At 42.1% G+C, this 26188-nt stretch carries 23 protein-coding genes and 1 pseudogene; 7 read left to right on the forward strand and 17 right to left on the reverse strand.

Going from position 1 to position 26188, the window contains the following annotated elements:
- Nucleotides 1-12 precede the first annotated feature (12 nt).
- From UYK_RS0117180 to nifB, 12 genes are all read right to left on the reverse strand, one after another.
- Complete coding sequence (locus UYK_RS0117180) at nucleotides 13-489, reverse strand: NifX-associated nitrogen fixation protein (RefSeq protein ID WP_009459209.1); 477 nt, start codon at nucleotides 487-489, stop codon at nucleotides 13-15.
- An 8-nt stretch (nucleotides 490-497) separates the two neighbouring features.
- A complete protein-coding gene (gene nifX, locus UYK_RS0117185; protein ID WP_009459210.1) occupies nucleotides 498-902 on the reverse strand; it encodes a nitrogen fixation protein NifX in 405 nt (134 codons plus the stop codon).
- 78 nt (nucleotides 903-980) lie between these two features.
- Nucleotides 981-2303 carry a nitrogenase iron-molybdenum cofactor biosynthesis protein NifN gene (nifN, locus tag UYK_RS0117190; protein ID WP_009459211.1) on the reverse strand — a complete coding sequence of 441 codons (1323 nt, stop codon included), beginning with the start codon at nucleotides 2301-2303 and terminating at the stop codon, nucleotides 981-983.
- Entirely contained in the window at nucleotides 2303-3763 is a 1461-nt protein-coding gene (gene nifE, locus UYK_RS0117195) for a nitrogenase iron-molybdenum cofactor biosynthesis protein NifE (protein ID WP_009459212.1), read from the reverse strand. The genes nifN and nifE overlap by 1 nt, the downstream gene beginning before the upstream one ends.
- 151 nt (nucleotides 3764-3914) lie before the next feature.
- Entirely contained in the window at nucleotides 3915-4241 is a 327-nt protein-coding gene (locus UYK_RS25210; RefSeq protein WP_009459213.1) for a Mo-dependent nitrogenase C-terminal domain-containing protein, read from the reverse strand.
- 115 nt (nucleotides 4242-4356) lie between these two features.
- The gene (nifK, locus tag UYK_RS0117200; RefSeq protein WP_009459214.1) at nucleotides 4357-5895 is read right to left on the reverse strand and encodes a nitrogenase molybdenum-iron protein subunit beta; all 1539 of its coding nucleotides are present in this window, start codon (nucleotides 5893-5895) and stop codon (nucleotides 4357-4359) included.
- Nucleotides 5896-6046: 151 nt separating this feature from the next.
- The gene (gene nifD / locus UYK_RS0117205) at nucleotides 6047-7537 is read right to left on the reverse strand and encodes a nitrogenase molybdenum-iron protein alpha chain (protein ID WP_009459215.1); all 1491 of its coding nucleotides are present in this window, start codon (nucleotides 7535-7537) and stop codon (nucleotides 6047-6049) included.
- A gap of 146 nt (nucleotides 7538-7683) precedes the next feature.
- Nucleotides 7684-8574 carry a nitrogenase iron protein gene (gene nifH / locus UYK_RS0117210; RefSeq protein WP_172451471.1) on the reverse strand — a complete coding sequence of 297 codons (891 nt, stop codon included), beginning with the start codon at nucleotides 8572-8574 and terminating at the stop codon, nucleotides 7684-7686.
- A 211-nt stretch (nucleotides 8575-8785) separates the two neighbouring features.
- Nucleotides 8786-9679, reverse strand: coding sequence for a Fe-S cluster assembly protein NifU (nifU, locus tag UYK_RS0117215; protein ID WP_009459217.1), 894 nt, complete (start codon nucleotides 9677-9679; stop codon nucleotides 8786-8788).
- Between the two features lie 66 nt (nucleotides 9680-9745).
- Nucleotides 9746-10954 (reverse strand): cysteine desulfurase NifS, encoded by a 1209-nt coding sequence (nifS, locus tag UYK_RS0117220; RefSeq protein WP_009459218.1) that lies wholly within the window; start codon nucleotides 10952-10954, stop codon nucleotides 9746-9748.
- Nucleotides 10955-11041: 87 nt separating this feature from the next.
- Nucleotides 11042-11383, reverse strand: a complete 342-nt coding sequence (locus UYK_RS0117225; RefSeq protein ID WP_009459219.1) for a 4Fe-4S binding protein — start codon at nucleotides 11381-11383, stop codon at nucleotides 11042-11044.
- 134 nt (nucleotides 11384-11517) lie between these two features.
- Complete coding sequence (nifB, locus tag UYK_RS0117230; protein WP_016871834.1) at nucleotides 11518-12966, reverse strand: nitrogenase cofactor biosynthesis protein NifB; 1449 nt, start codon at nucleotides 12964-12966, stop codon at nucleotides 11518-11520.
- A 1324-nt stretch (nucleotides 12967-14290) separates the two neighbouring features.
- Here nifB and UYK_RS25215 point away from each other — a divergent pair.
- Both UYK_RS25215 and UYK_RS0117240 read left to right on the forward strand, forming a co-directional pair.
- Nucleotides 14291-14437, forward strand: a pseudogene (locus tag UYK_RS25215) (N-acetylmuramoyl-L-alanine amidase family protein); the annotation flags it as partial.
- 169 nt (nucleotides 14438-14606) lie between these two features.
- A complete protein-coding gene (locus tag UYK_RS0117240; RefSeq protein WP_009459225.1) occupies nucleotides 14607-15659 on the forward strand; it encodes a metal ABC transporter solute-binding protein, Zn/Mn family in 1053 nt (350 codons plus the stop codon).
- A gap of 158 nt (nucleotides 15660-15817) precedes the next feature.
- Here the strand turns inward: UYK_RS0117240 and UYK_RS0117245 are convergent, their stop codons facing one another.
- Nucleotides 15818-16315: a DUF427 domain-containing protein gene (locus tag UYK_RS0117245; protein WP_009459227.1), complete on the reverse strand. Its 498-nt coding sequence runs from the start codon at nucleotides 16313-16315 to the stop codon at nucleotides 15818-15820.
- Nucleotides 16316-16402: 87 nt separating this feature from the next.
- Nucleotides 16403-17929 carry a hypothetical protein gene (locus UYK_RS0117250; RefSeq protein WP_009459229.1) on the reverse strand — a complete coding sequence of 509 codons (1527 nt, stop codon included), beginning with the start codon at nucleotides 17927-17929 and terminating at the stop codon, nucleotides 16403-16405.
- A gap of 217 nt (nucleotides 17930-18146) precedes the next feature.
- Here UYK_RS0117250 and UYK_RS0117255 point away from each other — a divergent pair, with 217 nt between their 5' ends.
- Nucleotides 18147-21506 carry an alpha-mannosidase gene (locus UYK_RS0117255; RefSeq protein ID WP_016871836.1) on the forward strand — a complete coding sequence of 1120 codons (3360 nt, stop codon included), beginning with the start codon at nucleotides 18147-18149 and terminating at the stop codon, nucleotides 21504-21506.
- 264 nt (nucleotides 21507-21770) lie between these two features.
- Here UYK_RS0117255 and psbN read toward each other — a convergent pair whose 3' ends face one another.
- Nucleotides 21771-21902: a photosystem II reaction center protein PsbN gene (gene psbN / locus UYK_RS0117265; protein WP_016871838.1), complete on the reverse strand. Its 132-nt coding sequence runs from the start codon at nucleotides 21900-21902 to the stop codon at nucleotides 21771-21773.
- A gap of 85 nt (nucleotides 21903-21987) precedes the next feature.
- On the opposite strand from psbN, the gene psbH reads away from it, so the two are divergent.
- From psbH to pth, 3 genes are all read left to right on the forward strand, one after another.
- Entirely contained in the window at nucleotides 21988-22191 is a 204-nt protein-coding gene (psbH, locus tag UYK_RS0117270) for a photosystem II reaction center phosphoprotein PsbH (RefSeq protein WP_009459237.1), read from the forward strand.
- Between the two features lie 176 nt (nucleotides 22192-22367).
- On the forward strand, nucleotides 22368-22616 hold the full coding sequence (locus tag UYK_RS0117275) for a TatA/E family twin arginine-targeting protein translocase (protein ID WP_009459239.1): 249 nt from the start codon (nucleotides 22368-22370) through the stop codon (nucleotides 22614-22616).
- Nucleotides 22617-22688: 72 nt separating this feature from the next.
- The gene (gene pth / locus UYK_RS0117280; protein WP_009459241.1) at nucleotides 22689-23339 is read left to right on the forward strand and encodes an aminoacyl-tRNA hydrolase; all 651 of its coding nucleotides are present in this window, start codon (nucleotides 22689-22691) and stop codon (nucleotides 23337-23339) included.
- A 326-nt stretch (nucleotides 23340-23665) separates the two neighbouring features.
- Here the strand turns inward: pth and rpsU are convergent, their stop codons facing one another.
- A complete protein-coding gene (gene rpsU, locus UYK_RS0117285; protein WP_009459242.1) occupies nucleotides 23666-23845 on the reverse strand; it encodes a 30S ribosomal protein S21 in 180 nt (59 codons plus the stop codon).
- A 187-nt stretch (nucleotides 23846-24032) separates the two neighbouring features.
- Nucleotides 24033-24887 carry a 16S rRNA (cytidine(1402)-2'-O)-methyltransferase gene (rsmI, locus tag UYK_RS0117290; RefSeq protein ID WP_009459243.1) on the reverse strand — a complete coding sequence of 285 codons (855 nt, stop codon included), beginning with the start codon at nucleotides 24885-24887 and terminating at the stop codon, nucleotides 24033-24035.
- Nucleotides 24888-25010: 123 nt separating this feature from the next.
- Between rsmI and UYK_RS0117295 the strand changes: the two genes are divergently transcribed.
- On the forward strand, nucleotides 25011-25880 hold the full coding sequence (locus UYK_RS0117295) for a sugar kinase (protein WP_009459244.1): 870 nt from the start codon (nucleotides 25011-25013) through the stop codon (nucleotides 25878-25880).
- Nucleotides 25881-26188: the final 308 nt, after the last annotated feature.

Consider the following 26188-nt stretch of genomic DNA (forward strand, 5'->3'; position numbering starts at 1 on the left):
CTCTTGACAAAATCACAACCTTCCCACTTCAGGAAATCTTTGAGCTAATTCCACACCTTTTTGAACTAGTTTTTCTCCTTCTTCTGCTACTTTTTCCAGTGATTCAAAACCGAAACGATGAGCATCTCTTAGGGTTTTAACTGCTAACAACAAACGACCAGAAAAAACTAGCGCCCAGCCAAAACCTTCATGACTTAAATCAACTACAACTTGAGATAACAAACCTGTTTCTTTTTCAATGCAGGCAGCGACAGCGCGATAAAATGCCATAATTCGCCCAATTGTTACTGGATCAACTTCACCCTCCACAGAAATTTCGCGTTTCTTTTGTTTGCTAACTATAAAGGGTTTAAGGATTAATTCATCCGACCAATTGCGATACACACCGTAACTATCTTGTCCACGAATTTGTTGGACGATCGCTTGCAAAAAAGGCGAATTTATAACTTGATTTGGGGCGGTTCCGTTGACACTATTAGTTGTACTCATACAGTTGTTTATTCTTCCAGTTCCAATTCATCAAAATTCAGATTTTTTTGCTGCAAAGCTTTGCGTAACCAAGGTGGTGGACTACCTTTAAGAGTTTCAACTAATTTGTTGAGCGTATCAGCAATTTCATCTTGCTCTGAGCGTGCTTTAATTGGAGTGACACCTGTTTTCAGTAATTTGGCAGCAGCACTACTACCAATTGCTGCAACATACACAATTGTGCATTCTTTTAATGCATTGAGTTTAGGAACAAGTTTATCCTCGTTACCATCTTCTTTGAGGTTTCCATTAAATTTGATAGTTTCTACAAATTGATAACCATCTTTGGAAACTTCATAAACATCAATCATCTTTGCCCAACCAAAATGAGCATTGACATGAACTTGATCACTAGTTGTGAAGGCAATTTTCATTTTTTGATTAGTAGTTAGTTGTTAGTTGTTAGTGGTTTACTCCCTACCTCCCCATCTCCTCACACTCCCCCTATTTCCCTAATCCCCCTGCACATCTCTATCTCTGACTTTCGTTTCCTCTGCGTGTAAAAAGAGGTTCCCAATATCAAATAAGAGTTCCATGGTTCCTCGGTAGCCGACTTTGGTAAATTGACCGTTACCTAAGCGATCAAAAATCGGAATACCCTGGCGATACAGAGGAATTCCTAAACGTTTAGCGATCGCCTGAGTATGGGAATTACCAATCAGCAAATCAGAACCAACTGCTAAGTTTTCAAAGTCTTCAAAATCGCCGATGGTGACGCTATCGATGGGCAGTTTTTCCAATAGTGGCGATCGCGTTGTGGTGACAGCAGCTTGAATTTCCGCACCCATTGATTGCAGAAAATATACCGTTGACCAGAGTAAATCTGGTTCCAGCGCCAAGGACACCTTTTTCCTGCCAAAGTAAAAATGGGTGTCTAACATCGCATCTTGCAATTGGCGACGTTGACGGCGATATTTCTCTGGAACTGCGGTTCCACTCAGATTTGCCAAAAACTGCATAAACTTATCTACCGCTTCTAATCCGGTCAGTTCGGTAAACACGTCGTAAGGTGTGCCAAACTTTTGTTCTAAAATTTTGGCTGCACCCCGCATACTTTCACCTAGCGCTAGGGTATACACAGAACTACCGACTTTATGCAGTTGTACTAAAGTTGTTCCACCCCCGGTAATCGGACTGTAGGAGTCATCCAAGTGACCATCCAAGGAAGCTGAAAGGTCAGGGACTACAATTGGTATTAACCCAAAAGTACTGACAATTTCCTTGATTTGTTGCACATCTCCTGGTGTGAAGGCGGAACTCATCAAAATTGTCACCTGCTGCGCCTTTGGTTCTCCCGGTTGGGGAACTTCTTTGACGATACTTTCTACTGCTGCTGCAAATCCATCTTGCAGTGCGCCTTTGAAATCCGGTGAGGAGACAAGTACAATTGGCAACTCATCCAATTCCGGATGACGTTTGCGGAAATCCTTAAGAATCCCGTCCATGTCATCCCCTCTGGTTTCCGTTAGTCCAGTTGTACACAAACCAATAATTTCCGGCTGGGACTTCTGCACTAAAGTTAGAATTGCTTGTTCCACATTTTCCTCACCACCCAAGATTGTACTGACTTCTGTCATCGCTGTCGTGGAAAGGGGTATCGCTTCTCGGAAATGCCGCACCAGTATAACTTTGGCAAAGGCAGTACAACCTTGGGAACCGTGGAGTAAAGGCATCATCCCTTTCAAACCCAAAAAGGCTAGGGCTGCACCTAAAGTTTGGCTTTGCTTGAGGGGATTAACTATCACTGGCTTGTTAGGAGTGACAACTTTTGCCATTAGTAGTCCTCCTCCTCAAAAGATACAGAGATGGGCAGGTGTGTTGAAGAGGAGAACTTTCCTGCATCTCCTTGTCCCCGTGTCTCCGAGTCGTCTTCCCAAGGTGCTGGTTTGCGGACTTGTTCCCACACAGGGCTGTAGAGGGCTTCATCTAATTCCCTAGCCATTTCTACCATGCCGCTATAACCTGCGTAGGCGTGGTGGCGTTCTTGATTGATGTCGAGAAAAGGAATCCGGGCTTTCAGGGCGGTGTATTGGTTACGACCGCCAGCAATCAGCATCTCTGCGTTAGTTTCGTTAATCACCCGTAGAATTTCTTGGGGATTACCTTTTTCTAGAGTAATGCCGTCTTTGCCGAGTAATTGCTTGATACGAGCTTTATCTTCCTCAGTACTTTTTTTGGTACTGGTAGCAACGACTTCCATCCCTAAGTCTTTAGCGGCGGAGATAATAGACCAACTTTTCACTCCCCCGGTATAAAGGACAACACGCTTGCCCTTGAGGCGATCGCGATAGGGAGCAAGTTTAGCATCGAGGGCGGCTGTTTCTTCAGCAATCAGCTTTTCTGTTCTTGCTTGTAAATCAGCATCACCCAATTTTGCCGCAATATTCCGCAGACAGCGATTCATGTCTTCTACGCCGTAGAAAGATTCTTCGATGTAGGGAATACCGTAACGTTCCTCCATTTTCCGCGCCATGTTGATTAAAGCTTTAGAGCAAATCATCACGTTAAGCTTGGCACGATGGGCGCAACATACTTCTTTGTAGCGAGCATCACCTGTAATTTTAGCTAAAACACGAATACCTAATTTTTTAAATAACGGTAATACATTCCACATTTCACCAGCGATGTTATATTCACCGATGAGGTTGATGTCGTAGGGTGTGGTGTATTCTGGTTCTTCAGTACCAACTACGTATTCTAGTAAAGCTTCTCCACCTATGCGGTTGCCAAGATTTTTGCTACCTACGAACCCTGGTGAATTGACAGGGATAACAGGAATGCCGATTTTATTGCTAGCAGCTTTGCAGACTGCATCCATGTCTTCGCCGATCAGAGCAGTAACACAAGTGGAGTACACAAAAACTGCTTGGGGACTATAGCGTTTGTGAATGTCGAGGATGGCTTTATAAAGCTTTTTTTCACCACCGAAGATGACATCATTCTCACTCAAATCGGTGGTGAAGCCAAATTTGTAAAGTTGAGGGCCAGAAGAGAGACTACCACGACTACCCCAGGAATTACCAGCGCAGGCGATCGGCCCGTGAACTAAATGAGCAGCATCAGTGATGGGTACTAGGGCAATCATTGCACCATCAAAGGCACAACCCCCTTGAGCGGCTCCAGGTTGAGCTTGTTGCGTGCAAGACTTGTTTTTCTTTTCCCCGTTTTTGTGATGATTATGTTCGCATCCTGGCTCAGAGAGCAGCTCGTTGATTTTGCCTTGGGTGATTATCATCTGTTTCCTCGCGCTGGATGAATTTTGTTAGTTATTGGTTGGTGGTTGTTGGTTGTTAGTTATTCCATACAACAAACAACTAACAACAATTAACAATCATTAACTAATTAGTAATGGATAATGAGTATTAATAATGAGTAAATTGTAACGACTAGCAAATATATTTCGTGACATCTTCTCCACATTCATCGCTGAGGTAAGATAATGCCCGAAAACGCAATCCGACAAAATTATCATATAAAGGATTGAGTTTACAGAGCGAAGGAATGTGAAAGATGCACCCAAACAAGTGAATATCTCGCTCAAAGGGGCAACAGCAAGGAATCATTTGGCAAATTAAATGAGCAAGATGATAATTTTTGATTTGGATGCTATCGATTAATCGACGTAATGGATATAGAACATCAAAACCGCGAGATTTGTGAGGATTAGGCGGGTGGTAGTTAGGATGAACATGAGTGTGATTGATCGATTCCATAATTCTATTTTGAGAAAAAAGTAAAAAGGAAAAAGTAAAAAGCTAAAAGAATAATCTTTAGAGTTTTTACTTTTAACTTTTTACTTCATTGGCACGCCGCGAGTTGATGAGATTCTTAACGAATCAAGTCAAAGGAAATATCGGTTACACCGGTGATGTTGGTGTTGCGATCCATTTCATCGAGAATGGTATTGACAACCCAGTTAAGGAGGTTGATACCGCCTTGATAACCGATGGTTGAATAGCGGTGTAAGTGGTGGCGATCGAAGATAGGATAACCAATCCGTACCATTGGAATCTTGGTATCACGCCACAGGTACTTACCGTAGGAATTACCAACAAAGAAGTCTACAGGCTCGGTGAACAGCAAGCTACGGAAGTGCCACAAATCTTTTCCGAGCCAAATAGTTGCTTGCTTACCGAAGGGACTCTCGTCAAGAATAGCTTGCAATTCTTTCTTGAACTCTTCGTCACCGTTGTGGCAGAGAATATGTACTGGTTCAGCACCCAATTCCAACAAGAAACTAACAATACTGATAATCAAGTCTGGTTCGCCATAGATTGCAAACTTCTTGCCATGAATCCAAGCGTAGGAATCGGTCATCGCATCAACTAAGCGACCACGTTCGATTTCTAATTCTTGGGGAATGGGCTTACCAGTCATTTCTGACAGTGTCATCAAAAATTCATCTGTACCCTTGACACCGAAGGGACGTAAGACCTTAGTTTTTTGATTCCACTTGGTTTCAATGTATTCACGGGTCTTGGGAGTGGTGTAAGCTTGCAGAGCAACAGTAGCCTCAGCGTTGCAAGCTTCAGCAGCATCTTCTAACTTAGTACCACCTGGATACATTTGATATTCACCATTATTAGGTGAATCAAAGTAATCGCTGCTATCAGAGAGAATAGTGTAATCTACTCCCATCAAACCAAGCATCCGCTTGAGTTCCCGGTTATTGCCTACGTAGGTGTCAAAACCAGGGATGAAATTGATTTTGCCGTTAGTTTGCTCTTTCTTCTTACCTTCACTTAGGTAAGATAGAATTCCCTTCATCATATTGTCGTAACCAGTGATGTGGGAACCAACAAAACTGGGGGTGTGAGCAAAGGGTACAGGGAAGTCCTTAGGAATAGAACCAGCGTTCTTAGCGTTGGTAATAAATGCACCCAAGTCATCACCGATAACCTCAGCCATACAGGTGGTGCAAACAGCAATCATCTTGGGCTTGTAGAGTGTATAAGCAACACTCAAACCTTCAATCATGTTATTCAAGCCACCAAACACGGCTGCGTCTTCTGTCATAGAAGAAGAAACAGCAGAGCAAGGTTCTTTGTAGTGACGGCTGAGATGAGTACGGAAGTATGCAACACAACCTTGAGAACCTTGGACAAAAGGAAGAGTTCCTTCAAAGCCAAGGGCTGCAAACATTGCACCTACTGGTTGGCAACCTTTGGCTGGGTTAACTGTTAGTGCTTCGCGAGCAAAGTTCTTTTCACGGTAGTCCCAGCTTTTTGTCCATTCGGAAACGCGTTCTACTTCTGCGTCAGAGTGTGCACCTTCAAATTGTTCGTGCTTCCTCTTGAAGAGTTCAGTGTACTCTGATTGTTTAAATAGGTCTACGTGGTCTACGATTTTGTCAGGATTCTGTGGCATTTTTGTATCTCTTTTGCTTGTTGGGTGGGTAATGGTGTTTACAGATCGCAGACCAGGGATTAGTGATTGGGAATCGGGGAATGGGAATTGGGGAAGAATTCTAACCTAATTCCTAATCCCCACTCCCTAATCCCTAGTCCTTAGACTTTATTTAGGCAACTTTGGCCTTAGCTTCTTTCTTGTTCCAAGGAGCATCAATTAATCCCCAAGTTGGGCTATTGAGTGCTATATCCATATCGCGAGCGAAGACAGCGAAGCCGTCATAACCGTGATAAGGACCGGAGTAATCCCAAGAGTGCATTTGGCGGAAAGGTAAGCCCATCTTCTGGAATACATACTTCTCTTTAATTCCAGAAGCAACAAGGCTAGGTTTCTTAGCTTTGACGAATTCCTCAAACTCGTAGGCGGTAACGTCGTCGTAAATAATGGTGGCGTTGTCGATGTAGTGGGTGGTGCGCTTGTAGTCGTCGTTGTGAGCAAATTCGTAGCCAGTACCGATAACTTTGATACCCAGGTCTTCAAAAGCAGGTACAACGTGACGAGGACGCAGACCGCCAACGTATAACATAACGGTATGACCTTCGAGGCGGGGGCGGTACTTCTCGACTACCGCATTCATGATTGGGGTATACTTAGCTATAACCTTCTCTGCGTTTTCTTGGATTTTAGAGTCAAATTTAGCAGCAATTTCACGTAGAGAAGCAGCAATCTTGGTAGGACCAAAGAAGTTGAACTCCATCCAAGGCATACCGTAAGCTTCTTCCAAAGCCCGGCAGATGTAGTTCATGGAGCGGTAGCAGTGAATCAGAACTAATTTAGCTGCTAGACCGTTAACCAATTCGTTAACAGTACCGTCACCAGACCACTGAGCAACAACACGCAAGCCCATTTCTTCTAGTAACATGCGGCTTGCCCAAGCATCACCACCGATGTTGTAGTCACCAATTAGGGCTACATCGTAGGGGCCAGGTTCAATAGTGAGTGTATTTTCCTTCTTCGCTTTGTTATAGCGAGGGAACATGTGGTCACGGATAGCATCGTTAGCGATGTGGTGTCCTAAGGACTGAGATACACCCCGGAAACCTTCACAACGTACAGGTATGACGGGCTTATTAATTTCTTTAGCAGCTTTCTTTGCTACAGCTTCGATGTCATCTCCAATCAGACCAATAGGACATTCAGACTGAACACTGATACCGCGGTTGAGAGGGAAGAGTTCTTCAATTTCTTGAATAATTTTGGCCAGTTTCTTGTCACCACCGAAGACGATATCACGTTCTTGGAAGTCGGAGGTGAAGTGCATGGTGCCGAAGGAGTCAACACCTGTTTTACCAACATAGTAGTTACGACGACCAGACCAAGACCAGTAACCGCAACCAACAGGACCGTGGCTAATGTGAACCATGTCCTTAATTGGGCCCCAAACCACACCTTTGGAACCTGCATAAGCACAACCACGAGCGGTCATCACACCAGGAACTGATTTGATGTTAGATTTAACGCCGCAGTCGGATTTACCTTCTTCGTGAACGTTGAGGTGTTTTTCGCGCTTTTTGCGAGATTTTTCAGGGTACGCTTGGAGAACGTCTTTAATTAGTTGTTTATTTTCTTCTATGAGGTTCTTGTTTTCTGGAGGTGTCATAGTCTGCCTCGGTTAGACTTATGGGTTAGGGTAATTGCAGGTATAGAAGGGAGGAATGGGGAGAAAGGGGAGATGGGGAGATGGGTAGATGGGGAGAAATACTCCATGTCTGTGCATCTCCGTGTCTCCTTTGACTACGGGATTACTTATTTAGCAGTAGCCTCAGCTGGTTTGCCAATGATGTCTGCGTGCTTGGTATCGTCGTCAAGAATACCGTATTCAATCAATAGAGCTTCCAGTTCATCCATTTCCAAAGGAGTAGGAATGGTGAGTTTGGTGTTGTTGATGATTTTCTTAGCTAATGCACGATATTCATTAGCTTGGTTACTGTCAGGTGCGTACTCGTTAACGGTCATACGACGCAATTCTGCGTGTTGAACGATGTTGTCACGAGGTACGAAGTGAATCATTTGAGTATTGAGTTTTTCAGCCAGAGTTTCGATTAGTTCGATTTCTCGGTCAACTTTACGGCTGTTACAAATCAAACCACCCAAGCGTACACCACCAGAGTGAGCATACTTCAGAATACCGCGGGCAATGTTGTTTGCAGCATACATCGCCATCATTTCACCGGAGGTAACGATGTAGATTTCTTGTGCTTTACCTTCACGGATAGGCATAGCGAAACCACCGCAGACAACGTCACCTAATACGTCGTAGGATACAAAGTCTAAGTCTTGGTAAGCTCCGTTTTCTTCCAAGAAGTTGATGGCGGTGATGATACCACGACCTGCACAACCTACACCAGGTTCGGGACCACCGGATTCCACGCACTTCACACCACGGAAACCGGTTAACATTACTTCTTCAAGTTCTAAGTCTTCTACTGCACCTCTTTCTGCTGCTAGGTGCAGCACGGTGGTTTGAGCTTTACTGTGGAGCATCAAACGGGTGGAGTCAGCTTTGGGGTCACAACCTACAATCAGGATGCGCTGACCCATTTCTGCCATCGCAGCTAGGGTATTTTGGGAGGTAGTAGATTTACCGATACCGCCTTTACCATAGAATGCGATTTGTCTGATATTCTCAGTCATGATTATTTATTCTCCTGCAATTGGTTGGTTTGGTGGGTCTAGAGGATTTGTGTTTAGGTTCACTTTAGTTGGGTCAGCAGTGACCGCTTTTCATAGAACGTCACCGATGGAGGTGCTCGCTCTATGGCAAAAATGGTTGTCATAATTTTGGTGTTTGTTGTTTGTTTGGTTGTTGTTTACTACTAACCGGTAACTACCAACTAGGAACTAATTACTAAACTGCTTCAACTACAATATCTTTGCTTACGCGATCGCGTAGTCTAGATTCAATTGCAATCTTTAATGTGGCTATGCTACTAGAACAGGAACCACAAGCACCTTGCAGGATCACTTTGACGTGATCGCCTTCGACATCGAATAGTTCTACGTCTCCCCCATCGGCGATCAAAATGGGTCTGACTTCTTCATCTAATACTCTTTGAATAAGTGCAATTTTTTGCACTGGCGTCAGTGTTTTTACGGCTGACTTTCCATTGGTCTGACTGAGGGAATTACTTACAGTAGTGACAGATGCTTTTTCTTTTTGCACAGATGCAATGATGTCATCAATACTTGCTAAACAAGATCCGCATCCGCCACCAGCTTTGACGTAATTTGTCACTTCTTCGGCGGTGGTGAGGTTATTTTCAATAATCACCCGTTTGATTTTGGCATCACTAATGCCAAAGCAAGTACAAACTAAAGCTCCTTCGTCATCATCTTCATGAGTGTCTAGGGGTATCCCACGGTAATTATAAATAGCTGCTTCTAGCGCTTCTTGTCCCATTACCGAGCAGTGCATTTTTGCTTCCGGTAAACCACCCAGGTAATTAGCAATTTCTTTATTAGTAACCTTAAGGGCTTCATCCAAGGTTTTACCCTTGATTAGTTCTACCAGAGCTTCAGATGAAGCGATCGCACTGGTACAACCAAAAGTTTGAAAACGCGCCTCAAGGATTTTCTCTGTTTTTTCCTCAACTTTCAGATGCAGTCTCAGGGCGTCTCCGCAAGCAATGCTACCCACATCACCAACAGCAACTTTAATTCCTGGTTCACCTTTGTCTTCTATTACTCCCTGATGTTGGGGATTGTAAAACAGTTCCAATACTTTATCTGTATAGTCCCACATAGCTTATTTTTCAATTGGTAATTGGGGAAAAGGTAATTGGTGATGAGAAGTATTACCGATTACCTATTAGCGATGTGCTAGTGCTTTTTCTTGCTCTTGCAGCCAACTTGCTTCGTCATTCTTGAAAGGTGAGAGGGAGCGTAGGTGTTCAATAATACCAGGCATTACTGCTAGCACAGCATCAATTTCGGCGTCTGTGGTATAACGACAAAGACTGAAGCGAATGGAACCGTGCAAAATTGTGTAGGGTAAACCCATTGCTCTTAAAACGTGGGAAGGTTCCAAAGAGCCAGAACTGCAAGCAGAACCGGATGAAGCACAGATACCGTGTTTGTTAAGGTGAAGGAGAATTGCTTCACCTTCAATGTACTTAAAGCCAATGTTAGTGGTGTTGGGTAATCTTTGCGTAGAATCACCGTTGACTTGGCAATCAGGAATAGTTGCAATAATCGTTTTTTCTAAGCGATCGCGCAGTTTTCTTTCTCTAGCTGTTGCTGATTCTAAATGTAATAATTCTAATTCGGCAGCTTTACCAAGGGCTACAACTCCTGGAACGTTTTCTGTTCCCGCCCTTCTACCGCGTTGCTGTCCACCCCCAATGAGCATCGGACGAAATCTCACACCACGCCGCACATATAAAGCACCAATTCCTTTGGGTGCATGAATTTTGTGACCAGACATGGTTAACATATCAATGGTGCTAGTTTTCATGTTCATCGGAATTTTACCGACTGCTTGCACCGCGTCCACATGGAAGAGAGCGCCGCTTTCTTTAACTCTAAGACCTATCTGCTCAATCGGGAAAACTACCCCAGTTTCGTTGTTAGCATACATAATGCTGACTAGGGCGGTGTTACCAGTGAGTGCAGCTTCTAGTTCATTGAGGTCTAACTGCCCTGCGTGATTTACTGATAGATAGGTAACACTGTAACCTTGCTTTTCCAATTGTTTGCAGAGAGTTAGGACTGCTGGGTGTTCTACCTGAGTTGTGATAATGTGTCGTTTGTCTGGTTGTGCCAACAGTGCAGCTCGAATAGCAGCGTTATCTCCCTCTGTACCACCACTAGTAAAGATAATTTCTGATTCATCAGCCCCAAGGAGAGCAGCAACTTGTTCATGGGCTTTGTTAAGTGCTTTTTTTACTTGCCCGCCAAAAGTATGCATACTAGAGGGATTACCATAATAATCCGTTAAGTACGGTAGCATTGCCTCTACAACTTCAGGATCTACTTTGGTGGTGGCATTATTATCTAAATAAATACAATCTTTCTGCATTGTTTCCAATTCTGTTTAAAATTTGTTCTTAGTTGTTTGTGGGTCGTTGTTTGTTACAAACAACAAACAACAACCAACCATCAAAAATTAGGCAACTTGATGCTGACGTTTCTGTAACTGATCGGAAAATCTTTGGGAATAAAAATTAAACCAGGTCTCCCAATAATCTTGTTTTTTAGTTAATTTTGCTACCAAAGGGTAATAAGTGTTAAACCATTTTTCCCAGTAATCGCTGGGGACTTTGACGCAACCGTTGCTTGTCGGACAACCAGCTTTGCATTGAGGTACGGTGTGAATAGTGCCAACGCAGTTTGTACAAAGTTCAGGATCAATCCAGGGGCGATCGCCATCCATTTTGATTGCACCAGTCGGACATACGGATTGACAAAGATTGCAGGAAATGCACTCGCTGGTAATTTGGTAAGCCATGACTATCCTCCATTGAAGGGAGTAGATTGAGGATTGGGTTCTGGGTAATGAGTGCTGGGTAATGGTGATGGTTAGTAGTTAGTGGATAGTGGTTAGTGGTTAACAACTAACTAATAACTACTAACTATGAACTACTAACTAACTGTTTCCTGGACGTATTGCTGATAATATTCCAAAGCAGCTTTGTCAATCATGTCGTAAGTTTCAACGGTTTGGATGCCTGCGGCGTGTAATTTTTCTTTGGGACAATCACCGATTTTGGCAACAAATACTGCTTTGCAATCTGCGATCGCTGCAATGATATTTTCCAGAGTGGCTGTTTCGCCATAACCACCTTGGCAATAGTGGTCTATTTTACGATGACCGATAAAGCGTACTTCCTTACCATCGACTTCGTACACCTGGAATTCCTTGGCATGACCGAAGTGTTGGTTAACTAAGCCGCCACCTTTGGTTGCGACTGCGACTAAAATTTTCGGCGCGTTTTGTGGAGATGTTACATGTAACGTCTCTACAGCTTGTTTGGCAGCTTTGAGTTCTTCTCTAAATTTCTCAATCCCTGCGTGAACTTCTTGGCGTTGAGCAAGGTCATATTCTGGAGCCATTGCCATGAATTTATCTTTGGTAAATTCTTGGCTGCGGTCTTCTCCCAATAATCCTACTGCATCGGCACGGCATTGACGACAGTGGCGCATCATCTTCATGTTACCAGCACAACTGTCTTGTACTGCCTTTAATTCTTTGGGAGTAGGACCACGCTGTCCTGTTAAGCCAAAGTGAGTGCCGTGTTCTGGTGCAGAAATCAACGGCATAATGTTGTGCAGGAATGCACCATGAGAGCGAATAACTTTATTAACTTCTACCAAATGTTCGTCATTAATCCCCGGAATCATCACGGAGTTGACTTTGCAGAGAATATCGGCTTCTTTGAGGGCTTGTAATCCTTCCATTTGTTTTTCGTGGAGGATTCTGACGCCTTCAATACCTCTGTAACGTTTGCGTTTGTAGTGAACCCAAGGATAAATCTTAGCGCCGATTTCTGGGTCCACCATATTAATGGTGATAGTAACGTGATCTATGTTTAATTGTTTAATGCGATCAATATATTCGGGAAGCATTAAACCGTTGGTTGATAAACAAAGTTTGATATCGGGTGCTTTCTCTGCTACCAACTCAAAGGTGCGAAAAGTCCTTTCTGGATTTGCCAGGGGGTCGCCGGGACCTGCAATTCCTAAAACAGTCAGTTGCGGAATTTTGCCAGCAATCACTAAAACTTTGTGTGCTGCTTCTTCTGGCGTTAACAATTCGCTCACTACGCCGGGACGGCTTTCGTTAGCACAGTCGTATTTGCGATTGCAGTAGTTGCATTGAATATTACAAGCAGGAGCAACTGCCACATGCAACCTAGCATAGTGATGGTGGGCTTCTTCGCTATAGCAGGGATGTTTGGCTATGCGCTGTTGCAGTTTTTCATCCATTTCCCCTGTGGCGCTGCTGCTGCATCCGCCGCAACCACTGGATTTTGCTTCAATTGTAGTTTCCGTAATTGGGGAGGTGACGAGTCCTGTAGACGGTGGAGTCATTGAATTTCGCAAGATGTCGATGGACTTTGGCAGCCACTGTGGGAGATGGAAACACTAATCAGTTGTCAGGTTATTCTTAATTTGATAACTGTTCACTGATTTATAAGGAATGGAAGTCGCGTCCGTTTATAGCGCTGCCCACCGGGGTTCGGGGTAGGCTATTAACCCTCGTTTTCTCGGCTGGTGTGTGTCATGCACAAGATGCGGGTGGAATTTGCGCTGACAGCCACGACTTCTGTTCACAGGGGCATGGTGCTATCTCATCCCTCCACTCACTCATCGCTCCTTGATTGGTGCGTCAAGTGATTGGCGATATATGTTTTATATCAGCCGTGAAATAGGGAGGGTGGATATGCAACTTGGATAAGATTTATTAGATTTATTAAGTTTGTACTCAAATTTTTCAGCCCTGATTATGAGGGCATTGTGAAGAATTAAAAAATTTTTTTGGGTAGGGGTACTAGTATTTTGGGGTGGAAGTACAAGTATTTATGGAGAAGGGGACAAGTGTTTTTGTACTCACCTCAAACCTAGTCACAGCAATGATTTGCAAACAAATTAAGTTTTTTTGAGCTTATCTTTAAGTTGCACTCATAGGCTCATGACAATCAGCCCAAAGTACTACTATTTATGCGGTTTTGCGTTTTAGAAATCTGGAGTAGATTACGGACAACTACTCCAGAAAGATGCGAAATTCAATTCTGTATCCAACATATCACTTTTTTTTGATAATAAATGCGATTTAAATTTTTTTAATTATTGGGAGGAAATCAAGGCTGAAGTATTGCAAAAGCCTGACTCAGAGAGAGTTAGAGAAAATCTGAAGTCTCAAAAATGAGAATAAATTGCAGAAACTATTACCTAAAGTTACTGCTGAACTTCTGTTTTGAAAAAATATTGCTTTTTCAGTTGCCCAGAATTGCTATTTATTTAATTGTTGTTTGTTAATGGTTGGTATCTGGTACCAACTATATACCAATCAACTCTAAGTTACTTGGGGATTTGGAGAATTTGAGCGATCGCAGCAGTAGTTGATATCAATTCCGGCTAATTACTTACGATATGGTTGGTCTTGCAGGTAACAGGTAATTGGTTTTTCCCATTACCTATTACCCATTACCAATTACCGGCCTTCACAGATATGATAAGTCTTCAAACGGATAGATGAGCTTACCCTGGGGGTAGAAGAGAAGATGGGGGCGATCGCAATGTCATTCCTCTACCAAAAAAACTAGAAATCGACCACAGATGCACACCGATGAACACAGATAAACATGGATAGGTTATGGCTTTGCTAATAAATTAATCTGCCTTCCAAGTCTTCAAAAACTATTCTGTGCCTACAATTCAAGTACAAACAGGTTTTATTGATAATCCAGAAGATGCTGCTCGATTGAGAACCCCAGAGTATCAAGATAAAATGGCTGAAGCAATCGCTCAAGGTATCCTTAAGTATCTAGAAAAACAGTAACCACTTATGAATAGCTTGGCAAAACTGCGATCGTTTAAATCACAATTATTTGTAGTGGTGAACAGCTGTTTGCTACTACAACAAAACTGTATATTAACTGTATATTATTAAGCTGATTACCTGAAAGTTCAGTTTCGGACCAGCTGTGATAAACTGCCATTCAGCATGTATGTCAAACAATTTACTACTATCCCGACCTCTGTGTATTATCTTTGTTGCCTTCAGTTTTGGACTTGTGGGCTGTAATTATGCTGGTAATTTAGTAGGGCCATCTTCTCCAACTACTGTATCCTCAAGTGAAACAAACAATAATCTGCCCAAAGTTGTTGCTACTACTAGTGTAATTTGTGACTTAGTGAAACAAGTGGCAGAAAATACAATTAATCTGACTTGCTTGATTTCACCCGACACAGATCCAGATCGTTATCAACCAAAACCAGAAGATCGTCAAGCAATAGAACAAGCAAAAGTTATTTTTTTCAATGGCTATAACCTTGAACCAAGTTTATTCAAATTAATTAAAGCTAGTAAAAACGGTGCAGCTAAAATAGCGGTTGCTCAACGTGCAGTTCCTAAACCATTAAAATATCAAAAGAACGGCAAGTTAGTATCCAACCCTTATGTCTGGCACGATCCTAAAAATGGCATCAAAATGACAGAGGTAATTAGCAGTAACTTAAGTAAAGCTATACCTGAAAATGCTACTTTATATGGAAGGAATACTCAAAAAATCAAAAAAGAATTAAACCAGTTAAATGTGTGGATTAAATTGCGTGTTGATAGTATTCCTGCTAATAATCGTAGACTAGCTACAACTAATAATGCTATGGCTTATTATGCTAAAGCCTACAATATCACATCTATAAATGCCTTAGAAAGTATTAATACTAATTCTAAACCTACACCAGCAAAAGTTAAAGCTGTAGCTAGAGAAATCAGAAGATCCAAGGTGCCAACAATTTTTGTAGACACTACGACTAACTCTAATGTTATTAATACAGTTGCCAAACAAGCAGATGTGAAAGTTTCAGAAAGGAAACTTTTAACTGATAACCTGGGTAAACCAGGGAACTATGGAGATACTTACCAAAAGATGCTAACTGCTAATACCCGCACAATTGTGGAAGGATTGGGAGGTACATATCTCATATTTGAGCCGCAAGCTTTTGCAAATAAAATTTCATTTATACAATTTCACTTTTTTGATGATAAAAATATATGAGTAAGGGCGTAAAAATGTACGCCCCTACAAAAAATTTAATATTTTTTACCTATATTTTCTTGGACTTCGCTGTAACCTGCAAAAACAAAATGTTCGCAGCGATTAACTTTATTGCTGTCAGATTAAATTTTGCTATATTTCAGTTACCTCATCGCAAATCACCACCCCCAACTACCAGGAATACCTTTGAAAGGCCCGACAATATCATTTGTGATCCAGCCACCATAAAAGTTACCCGGTTGTGGCTGTACCTTTTCACCATCCACATAACAAGCATCCATAAAATGAGCATAAAAAGCTACATGATTTTTGAGGGATGCAAAAGCAGGTGTGGGATTCGGATAGAACCAAGCAGCATTTTGCGCTTCTTTATCGCCTACCCGGATTGTGTAGTAACTCGCATTTCCTTTCCACTCACAAAAGCTAGATTGCGGTGATGGAATTAAGTATTCCATTTTGATATCTTCTGGAGGAATGTAGTAGACAGGTGGATGACTAGTTTCTAAAACACGTTTGGCGTGGTGAGTATCAGCGATCGCGACACTATTAAATATTATTTGAATATGCTTATTTGTTTCCTCCAGGCGAGGAGGACGGGGATAATCCCAAACTGATTCTTGTCCGGGACCAGTTTCAATGCGTTGAGGTTTAATCATTTTATTTGTTGGTTGTTGGTTGTTGGTTGTTTGAGGTTCTTCAATTAACAAACAAGCATGGACAAAGAACAATATTTACTAACTAAATTATTTCCCACGCCATAGACGCTGTAAAAATTTAAATACTCTCACAATCATTTCTTCTAGCCATAGCATAGCAGCATCTAACCATGTCAAAATTTGCTCTAATGGATGTTTTTCATAACCAATGATTTTGGCTTTTGTTTCAATCCAGTCTGGTTTTGCTTCTACACCTGTAGTTTGCTGACGTTGCTGCTGAAAAATAGCAAATGCTGTTTTTGTTGCAACAGATATTTTGTGAGATGTTGTGTGAGTAGAAGTGATCTTGGTAACTGGATTTTGCTTTATTACTAATCTTTCTTGGGGTTGTAATGTCAAACTTTTCAAGCGATAAATCAGGCTGTACAAAGGATTATTTGTTGTTTGACTGCTAGGAAGGGCTTGGGTAGAAATTGTAGTACTGCTAATTATGTTATTTGTATTGTTGGGATGATGAATAGATTTACTGATAACTTGGACATCACCAAATACATCACTTTCACTCAGCCATAATTCTACTAATTCATCGCTTTGTAACTTAGAAGTTTTTAGTAATTTTTTGGGTGTATAACGTTGTCTTTTTTTATGATTGATTAACAAAACTGGAGGAATTTGATTATTGGATTTACCATTATCTAATTTTTTACTCTGACGTTCTCCAAAAAAGAAATTCAATGCTGCCCAAATCAAAGTTTGAATATTTGATGTTGGATTTTGGGTATTCTCAAGAGCGGTTGTTGTTTGTTTACTAAATGCTATTTGCTCTTTTCCATAAATAAATATTTGCAGTTGAGTTTGTAAGAATTGGATGAGTTCACGGCTAGTATGAGAAACCGGCTCTAAAGCATAGGACTCTAACTTTGCAATGGTTGCATCTAACAAAGCTAGCGATCGCTTCGCATTTAATAAAGATAATTCCTCTGTATTTTGTTTTGCATTGACAAGTGGTAGTGCTGGTGTTTTGTTTTCACCATTACTACCAGTCAGCTTTGTCAGCAAGCGATTAATTTCACCGACTAGCTTTGTTTCTTGTTTAACTTGACTTAAGCGCCATTGACGCCAGTAATTAGCGATTTCTGTAATAATTCGCTCTTCTAATTTGTGCTTTTGCTGAGGCGTTAATATATCTAAAATTTCATTTTTGGAAGTGACGAGTACCAGTTGGCGATCGCATAACTGGGAGGCGATTCCCTGGATGTTTGGTGATAGGTGGGGGGAGTGTGAGGGGTTGATGCTTAGTCTTTCTACAACCTTTAGCACTCGCTGAATGGGGATGTCGGGTACTGGCGGTGCTTCTGGTTGGAAATCAGTATAATTTGCTTGTAATTGTGGAGTTTGTGTTGGTTTTCCAGTGGCGTGTAGTTGTTTACTAACTGATTCTCGCACTTTTTGAAGCAGCATAAATACGGGGTACATTAGTGCTTCTAAAGACCAACTGGCAGCAACCTGTAGATGACGAAAGGTGCGCCCTACTCCTTCACTCCAACGTCGAGATTGTTTGTGAACGAAGTTAAAAAGTCTGCTTTGATAGCGTTCAGAAGAAGCAGAAGGCATGGTAGTGAATAGTTGTTGGTGGTTGGTGGTAATCCAAATACTTCACCTGTACAGTAGTTAGTAATTGACTACTAACTACTATCCATTAACATTACAAGAGAAATACATTATATTTACGCCATCAATAATAGCGAAAATTATGACAGATATATCTTTGATGGTGTAAGCCTCTAGATTTATCTGTGGAGTCAATCCAAAATCCAAAATCTCAAATCGAATGACCTCTCCCGTATCGCCATCCAATACCAAAATCATCTCAGCAGCAATTGAGAAATTGCGCTCTTTTTGCCAAGCGAATATTCTCCCACACTGGCGCTGTTTTGCAGGTGATTTGCCTGTGACTGATGTGAGTGCGTCTTTGTTGTCTGAGTGGACACCCGCCCAAATTAATGCTAAGGGCTATATTGTTTGGGCTGGGGGACAAAAAGTTTTGTGGTTAGCACAGAAATTGGTGATTCCCCAGGATTTAGAAGGTTATGCACTACGGGGTTTGTCTTTGCGGCTGGCGCTGGTTTGGTGGGCGAATTCCGTGAAAATTTATGTGAATGGGGAGTTGGTGGGTGAAGGAGATTTGTTTGACAGTTCGCCTCGGATTTTAGTTAGTCAGGCGGTAACACCAGGGGAAGAATTTTTCATAGCTATACGTTTGGTGAGTCCGGGACATTGTGATGGGGCGTTGGTGCGATCGCTTTTAATTTATGAATCCAATGAACAGGAGTGTCCTGATCCTGGTTTTGTGGCTGATGAGTTGGCTGTGACGCAGCGTTTTTTGGAAAGGTTTGCGCCTGAGAGCTTGGATCGTTTGGCGGTGGTGGTAGAGGAAGTAATGAACCGCCAAGATGCGAAGGACGCCAAGGAAGAGAGGGGAGAGTTTGATCGGAGGCTTTTATCTTTACGTAATCATCTACTGCAATCGAAAATCGAAAATCCAAAATTCAAAATTTATTTGTTGGGTCATGCTCATTTGGATATGGCTTGGTTGTGGCGTGTGAGTGAAACTTGGGAGGCGGCGCAGAGTACTTTTGAGTCGGTTTTGCAGTTACAGGTGGATTTTTCGGAGTTAGTTTTTTGCCATTCGACGCCGGCTTTGTATGCTTGGGTGGAGGAAAATCGCCCGGATTTATTTAGGGCTATTCAAGAAAAAGTAGTAGCGGGAAGTTGGGAGGTTGTTGGTGGTTTTTGGGTGGAACCGGAATTAAATTTAATTGCTGGTGAATCGATTGTACGGCAGTTGTTGTATGGTCAGCGCTATGTACAAGAAAAGTTTGGCAAGCTAGTGAGTGTGGTTTGGGTTCCTGATACTTTTGGTTTTTGTGCAACTTTGCCACAGTTTATGGAACAGGGAGGAATTGAGTATTTTGTCACGCAGAAGTTACGTTGGAATGATACGACAAAGTTTCCTTACGGTGCGTTTTGGTGGTGTTCTCCTGATGGCAGTAAAATATTGAGTTTAATGTCCGCGCCTGTGGGTGAAGGTATTGATCCAGTGAAAATGGCTGATTATGCCATTGAATGGCAAACTCAAACTGGATTTACAGACTCACTTTGGCTTCCTGGTGTCGGCGACCACGGCGGCGGTCCCACCCGTGATATGTTAGAAACTGCCCAACGCTGGCAAAAATCCCCCCTATTCCCAGAGTTAGAATTTACAACTGCTGAAAAGTATCTCCAACACCTGCAATCAATAATCAATTCTCACACCCCACCCTTACGGGAAGCCGCTACGCGTCTACACACTCTTCCCACCTCCCCACACTCCCCCCTCCCCACCTGGGATGACGAACTCTACCTCGAATTCCATCGCGGTTGCTATACTACCCACGGCGATCAAAAACGTTGGAATCGTCGCTGTGAGAATTTGTTGTATCAAGCGGAATTGTTTGCAGCGATCGCCACTCTAAAATGTGGGGTAAATTATCCAAGGGCGGAATTGGAAACTGCTTGGAAGCAAGTTTTATTTAACCAGTTTCACGATATTTTGCCTGGTTCCTCAATTACTGAAGTTTATGAGGATGCTTTATCACAATGGCAGGAAGTGGAAAAGGTTGGTACGGGGATATTGGAGCAGTCGTTGCGAGCGATCGCAGCTCGAATTTCTTTGCCAACACCGCCACAGCCGGATAGTTTACCTGTGGTTGTCTTTAATTCCTTGAACTGGCAGCGTTCTGAGGTTATCACTGTTCCCTTACCCTCTACGACTGCACCCAATCAGGTATGGCAGATTTACGACCATTCTGGCAACCAAATTGTTTCCCAGTTAGGTGAAGCTTCCACACTACTGTTTTTGGCTAGGGATATTCCGCCTGTTGGCTACCGTGTTTTTTGGCTGTGTCCTTCTCTGCCTAAAAATTCACATAACACAACCCAGTCTGATGATACCAATTTGAGTTTGCAAAAGCAAGAACAATTTTCGCCAGAAAGATTGACTTTGGAAAATGAATTTTTGCGAGTCATCATTGATGAACAAAATGGTAATTTATCTAGTGTTTTTGACAAGGTTAATAACAGAGAAGTTCTCAATCAAGCAGGCGGGAATCTATTACAAGCTTTTCAAGATAGTGGTCAATATTGGGATGCATGGAATATTGACCCTAATTATGCCCAGCACCCTCTACCACCAGCTACTCTTCAATCTATCCAATGGCTAGAACAAGGGCCAGTACAACACCGCTTGCGTGTGGTACAGCAACTTGGTGAATCAGAGTTTTGCTGTGACTACATTCTGTCAGCAAATTCACCTATGCTGAAAATCGCTATGAAGGTAGATTGGCAACAAGAACATGTATTGGTGAAAGCAGCTTTTCCTCTCAATCTTGAAGCAGACTTTGCTACTTACGAAATTCCCTGTGGTGCAATTCGTCGTCCAACCAAACCTCAAACCCCAGCAGAAAAGGCAAAATGGGAAGTCCCCGCCTTGCGTTGGGCAGATTTGACAGAAGAAGTAGAGGACATGGGGGACAAGGGAGAACTTTTTACCAATCCCCAATCCCTAATCCAAAATCCAAAATCCAAAATCCACAATCCTTACGGTGTTAGTTTACTAAATGATTGTAAGTACGGTTATGATGCTCAACCACATCAACTACGGCTAACACTTTTAAGAAGTCCTAACTGGCCTGACCCCAAAGCAGACAGAGGTGTACATGAATTCACCTATGCTTTGTATCCCCATGCTGGTGATTGGAAATCAGCCCACACAGTCCGACGCGGGTCTGAATTAAATGTACCTTTGCAAGTAATAGTGTGTCCTGCGAATCCTCCCCTTTCAGTGAATGGAGATGGATTAGAAGCAAGTTTCTTAGATTTATCAGCAGAAAATTTAATCTTAATGTCATTGAAACAGGCAGAAGATGACCCACACAAGTGGATTTTGCGTTTTTATGAATGTCACGGAGAAACAGCCGATTTGTCTTTGCAGAATAATCTGGGGCTGAGTTTGGAGGAATCTGTGGATTTGTTGGAGCGTCCTTTTTCTACTTCTGAATTTTCATCTACAGCTATTGACCAAAAATTAACTATCAAACCCTGGAAAATTATTAATTTGAAGTTGCAAGTGAGTGATTCTGCAACTGCTTGATTGCAACTCAACTCCTAAATTTAGATGAATGGATGGTGAATTAGAAACTGAGTACAAAATTGCATAAATTCATGGCGAAATTTTGGCACCAAGATTCTGTGCCCCTGGTGCGTTTACCTTTGCGTTTGAAATCGCTACGCTTTTACACAAAGCTGTACCAAGAAATAGGAAGTGACTAGTTATTGGTGAAATTTTTACTAGTTTGTTGCCAGTAGTCTCTAGTCACTCACCTCTAACCCCTAGTTTCTAGTTCCTAGTTCTTGTCTAATCTTCATGGTCTTCAAAAGGATCGCTCAATTGCTTAGAAGGAGGGCCAAAAGCAGTATAAATAGATAGCGCTGTGATGACGATCACAATCGCGCCAACGGAAATGCTAAGAACTGTTGCGGGTTCCATCATAAAAGGATAGATTATGAGTGCTATTCTTATAGAATATTACAGAAGATTAAAAAATGCTTTGGCAACTATCTTAAGGTGAGATATGGCACAACGGACGCGGTTAGGAGATATTCTCAGACCCCTGAACTCTGAATATGGTAAAGTTGCCCCAGGTTGGGGTACTACTCCCCTGATGGCTGTTTTTATGGGCCTATTTTTCGTGTTTCTGCTGATTATTCTGCAACTCTATAACAAGTCAATAATTATCCAGGACGTCAGTGTGGATTGGCGGAGTTTAGGACGTTAATTGAGAAAGAACCTTTACACTTGTATTAAAAAGCTTCCCCACCCGGTCACTCCGGGTTTTTTTGTTAAGTTTGTTGTTGATTCTTTCCACAACCATGAACAACCAACCAGAACTAATGTCTAAACTAAATTTATGGGTTTCTGTAGCAGTTTTTAAGTTGACAGGAGAAAGCAAAAATGAATGTATTTGGTATTGGTCTGCCGGAAATGGCTTTAATTATGATGGTGGCACTTTTAATATTTGGTCCGAAGAAATTGCCGGAAATTGGTCGTAGCTTAGGAAAAGCAATTCGCGGTTTTCAAGACGCTTCTAAGGAATTTCAAAATGAATTTCAAAAAGAAGCAGCTCAAATAGAAGCAGCTGTCAAAACTACTGCTGAACTGGAACCAAAACAATTAGAAGCACCTCAAAAGGAAGAAGTGTGAACAAAAGGCAGGAGGCTCAGTTGGCAGGAGGATAAGATATTAAAGACTTCATTTTCATAATTCATACTTCAAATGACAGAAGCTACTGCCAAAACAACTTTGGTGATTCCCCAATTAATTGTTGGGTTGGGGAATCCAGAGCCAAAGTATGACCAAACACGCCATAATATTGGTTTTGCTGCTTTGGATGTTCTATCCCGTTCTTGGCAGATTCCTTTGGCAGAAAATCGCAAATTTCAAGGTGAGTACGGTGAAGGTATTGCACCTACCAACGACAAAATTCGTCTGCTGAAACCACTCACTTATATGAATCGCTCTGGACAAGCTATACAAGCTGTCACTAATTGGTATAAATTACCGCCCGAATCTGTGTTAGTCATTTATGATGACATGGATTTACCTCTTGGGAAAACTCGTCTGCGCTTGTCGGGTTCAGCTGGCGGACACAATGGGATGAAAAGTGCGATCGCACATTTGGGAACACAAAATTTCCCTCGCCTACGTATTGGTATTGGTAGACCCAAAGGTGCTACTAATGGTGATGAAAATACTGTGTCTTATGTGTTGGGAAAATTTTCGACAACTGAAACGAAGTTTGTTTCTGAGGTATTAAACTTTGTCTGTGAATGCGTAGAATTATGCCTCAAACAAGGAGTGGAAAAAGCAATGAATCGTTGTAACAGCAACGGTCTTGTCTATCCTGAACCTGGAACTATCAAATAATAAATACGTAAAAAGTATGACTTGTATTTTACGTATATTTCCAGAATAAAACCAAAGAATTTTATTAATTAGTTTGAAAAATATTAGACTGTGTGTAGCACAGTCTTTGTTTGTCTTTTTTGTATAGTTAGGTTGATGGGCAGCAATTTAGCTTGCTCCATCTAACCATAATCGGACACTCGGCGCGCTCCGTAACTTGGCAAGGCTATTAATTTACACCCCTATTTGAGGAGTGGTTCTTCTTGCTTATTTTTTTCAAAATGATAACGGAGGCTCTGTAGCTGTTTTAACATTAATCTTGTCAAGCAACGTCAGTGCCGATGTTTTTATTTAAAACGCCGTTTACGTCTAGCAGCTACTGCTTTGCGTTTGCGCTTTTCTAATGGTGTTTCAAAATGCCGATGATACTTAACATCAGCTAAGATGCCAGCTTTAGAAACCTGACGCTTAAAGCGCCGCAGAGCTGACTCTATTCCTTCATTCTCTCCTAAAACCACCTGGGTCATTCTTTGTCCTCATTATCAATCATGATCCATTGTAATGGGTATTGGGAATTGGGTATCAGGGATAGAGTGTTGGGCGATTGTTAATTATCATTTGGTTATTTGTTAGTAGTTAGTAGTTGGTAGTTAGTAGTTATTTAATACTTACTCCTCATACTCCCCCCATCACCCCACCTCCCTTGTCTTTCTTCTAATCTCCAATTTCTATACTAAGAGCCAGTTGATAAAGTTGGCGGCGGGATAGGGAAGTTACTTTTGCTAACTCTCTGCTGGCTTGCGATCGCGACATTCCCTGAGTAATGAGTTTTGTTAACTCAGCTTTTAATTCTACTTCTGACAGCACCAGTTCGCTGGATGGACTTCCTGCCACAACTAAAGTATATTCTCCTTGAGGTTCCTTATCACTACAATAAGCAAGCGCCTGTGCTAGGGTTCCCCGCCAGAATTCTTCATACAATTTAGTTAATTCCCGTGCCAACACAATTTGGCGATCGCTGCCAAAAATATCTGCTAAATCTTGTAAAGTCTCTGGCAAACGGTGGGGAGATTCGTAGAAAATTAGAGTACGGGATTCTATCTTCAAAAATTCTAAATGTTCTCGTCGCCCTTGAGCTTTCGCTGGTAAAAATCCTTCAAACACAAACCGATCCGTTGGTAATCCGGCTGCACTCAATGCCGTAATTGCAGCGTTTGCACCAGGAATTGGCACTACAGAAATTTCTGCTGCAACACACGCTTTCACTAATTCATAACCAGGATCGGAAATACCTGGCATACCTGCATCTGTCACTAAAGCGATCGCTTTACCCTCACCCAACTGCTTTAATAATTCTGGGATACGACTGTTACGATTATGTTCGTGGTAGCTAATTTGTGGAGTCTTGATTTGAAAATGGTGTAGCAACTTCCCCGTATGACGTGTGTCTTCCGCCGCAATCAGATCCACCGTTTGTAAAATTCGCACTCCCCGGAAAGTCATATCTTCCAGATTCCCAATGGGGGTGGCGACGATGTAAAGTGTTCCTGGTTTTGGATCAGTTTGCATGAAAGTATTTTGTTCGTGGTTGATTGTTGGTGGTTGGTGGTTGATGGTTGATGGTTGATGGTTGATTGGAACAAACAACAAACAACAAACACCTAACAACTAACAACCAACAACTAACAACTAATGAAAGGCTTATTTGTCGGTTTAGTAACCCTCGATCTAATTTACCTCGCCCAATCTCCCCCGAGAAACAATCAAAAAATAGTTGCTGCTGACTATACTGTTACCGCAGGTGGTCCTGCAACTAATGCTGCTGTTACTTTTAGCCATTTGGGTAATCAATCTGAATTGTTGGGTGTAGTAGGTTCTCATCCGATGACACAGTTAATTCGTGGAGACTTAGAAAAATATCAAGTAGAAATAATTGACCTTGATCCTGCTACAACCAATCCACCACCAGTTTCTTCTATTATTGTTACCCAAGCCAGTGGCGAACGGGCAGTAATTTCCATCAATGCTGTCAAAACTCAAGCCAATAGCCAGGCTATCCCACCAGACATTTTACAAAATGTTGATATTGTTTTAATTGACGGACACCAAATGACAGTAGGAATAGAAATAGCCCAAACGGCAAAAGCAAATAATATCCCGGTAGTCATAGATGGTGGTAGCTGGAAACCTGGCTTTGATAAACTTTTACCTTTTGTAGATTACGCCATTTGCTCTGCCAATTTCCATCCTCCCAATTGCCAGACTCAGGAACAAGTCTTTACCTATCTCAGTGAATTTGGTATTCCTCACATTGCTATTACCCACGGTGAACAACCAATTAAGTATCTCATACAGGAAACGGGCACAACTGGCTTTGTAAACGTGTCAAAAACTACTGCTGTTGATACACTGGGGGCTGGGGATATTTTTCACGGTGCTTTTTGTCATTACGTATTACGGGAAAATTTCCTTGATGCACTAGCATCAGCAGCAAAAATAGCTGCTTTTTCCTGTCAATTTTTTGGCACACGCCGTTGGATGAGAAGTCTAGCAAAAGGTTAAAGAAAACGAACACAGATGAACACCGTGCAAGGCGATGGATTATGGGTTGGCTGTTAAGTTAATCCCCAATTTTTATTTTCAAGACAGTCAATCATGGGAAAATCCCATGAACCTGGCTATGAAAATATCAATCTTCCTACACCCCTACACCCTTAAACCCCCACACTCATTTTCAAGCTAGCTATTCATGAACGTTGGTACACAACCTTGCCATGAAAATTATTACCCCTTCTGCCATCTGCCATCTGCCACGCCACGTGCTTTATGCCGGGAAACCCGTCCACCGCAGTGGCTCCTCTGCCTTCTTT

Source organism: Fischerella thermalis PCC 7521 (genome assembly GCF_000317225.1).
GTDB lineage: Bacteria > Cyanobacteriota > Cyanobacteriia > Cyanobacteriales > Nostocaceae > Fischerella > Fischerella thermalis.

What these genes read in the sequence shown, in the direction of transcription:
- UYK_RS0117180 (WP_009459209.1), bottom strand. Translation starts at nt 489, where the DNA reads ATGAGTACAACTAATAGTGTCAACGGAACCGCCCCAAATCAAGTTATA.
- nifX (WP_009459210.1), bottom strand. Translation starts at nt 902, where the DNA reads ATGAAAATTGCCTTCACAACTAGTGATCAAGTTCATGTCAATGCTCAT.
- nifN (WP_009459211.1), bottom strand. Translation starts at nt 2,303, where the DNA reads ATGGCAAAAGTTGTCACTCCTAACAAGCCAGTGATAGTTAATCCCCTC.
- nifE (WP_009459212.1), bottom strand. Translation starts at nt 3,763, where the DNA reads ATGATAATCACCCAAGGCAAAATCAACGAGCTGCTCTCTGAGCCAGGA.
- UYK_RS25210 (WP_009459213.1), bottom strand. Translation starts at nt 4,241, where the DNA reads ATGGAATCGATCAATCACACTCATGTTCATCCTAACTACCACCCGCCT.
- nifK (WP_009459214.1), bottom strand. Translation starts at nt 5,895, where the DNA reads ATGCCACAGAATCCTGACAAAATCGTAGACCACGTAGACCTATTTAAA.
- nifD (WP_009459215.1), bottom strand. Translation starts at nt 7,537, where the DNA reads ATGACACCTCCAGAAAACAAGAACCTCATAGAAGAAAATAAACAACTA.
- nifU (WP_009459217.1), bottom strand. Translation starts at nt 9,679, where the DNA reads ATGTGGGACTATACAGATAAAGTATTGGAACTGTTTTACAATCCCCAA.
- nifS (WP_009459218.1), bottom strand. Translation starts at nt 10,954, where the DNA reads ATGCAGAAAGATTGTATTTATTTAGATAATAATGCCACCACCAAAGTA.
- UYK_RS0117225 (WP_009459219.1), bottom strand. Translation starts at nt 11,383, where the DNA reads ATGGCTTACCAAATTACCAGCGAGTGCATTTCCTGCAATCTTTGTCAA.
- nifB (WP_016871834.1), bottom strand. Translation starts at nt 12,966, where the DNA reads ATGACTCCACCGTCTACAGGACTCGTCACCTCCCCAATTACGGAAACT.
- UYK_RS0117240 (WP_009459225.1), top strand. Translation starts at nt 14,607, where the DNA reads ATGTCAAACAATTTACTACTATCCCGACCTCTGTGTATTATCTTTGTT.
- UYK_RS0117245 (WP_009459227.1), bottom strand. Translation starts at nt 16,315, where the DNA reads ATGATTAAACCTCAACGCATTGAAACTGGTCCCGGACAAGAATCAGTT.
- UYK_RS0117250 (WP_009459229.1), bottom strand. Translation starts at nt 17,929, where the DNA reads ATGCCTTCTGCTTCTTCTGAACGCTATCAAAGCAGACTTTTTAACTTC.
- UYK_RS0117255 (WP_016871836.1), top strand. Translation starts at nt 18,147, where the DNA reads ATGACCTCTCCCGTATCGCCATCCAATACCAAAATCATCTCAGCAGCA.
- psbN (WP_016871838.1), bottom strand. Translation starts at nt 21,902, where the DNA reads ATGGAACCCGCAACAGTTCTTAGCATTTCCGTTGGCGCGATTGTGATC.
- psbH (WP_009459237.1), top strand. Translation starts at nt 21,988, where the DNA reads ATGGCACAACGGACGCGGTTAGGAGATATTCTCAGACCCCTGAACTCT.
- UYK_RS0117275 (WP_009459239.1), top strand. Translation starts at nt 22,368, where the DNA reads ATGAATGTATTTGGTATTGGTCTGCCGGAAATGGCTTTAATTATGATG.
- pth (WP_009459241.1), top strand. Translation starts at nt 22,689, where the DNA reads ATGACAGAAGCTACTGCCAAAACAACTTTGGTGATTCCCCAATTAATT.
- rpsU (WP_009459242.1), bottom strand. Translation starts at nt 23,845, where the DNA reads ATGACCCAGGTGGTTTTAGGAGAGAATGAAGGAATAGAGTCAGCTCTG.
- rsmI (WP_009459243.1), bottom strand. Translation starts at nt 24,887, where the DNA reads ATGCAAACTGATCCAAAACCAGGAACACTTTACATCGTCGCCACCCCC.
- UYK_RS0117295 (WP_009459244.1), top strand. Translation starts at nt 25,011, where the DNA reads ATGAAAGGCTTATTTGTCGGTTTAGTAACCCTCGATCTAATTTACCTC.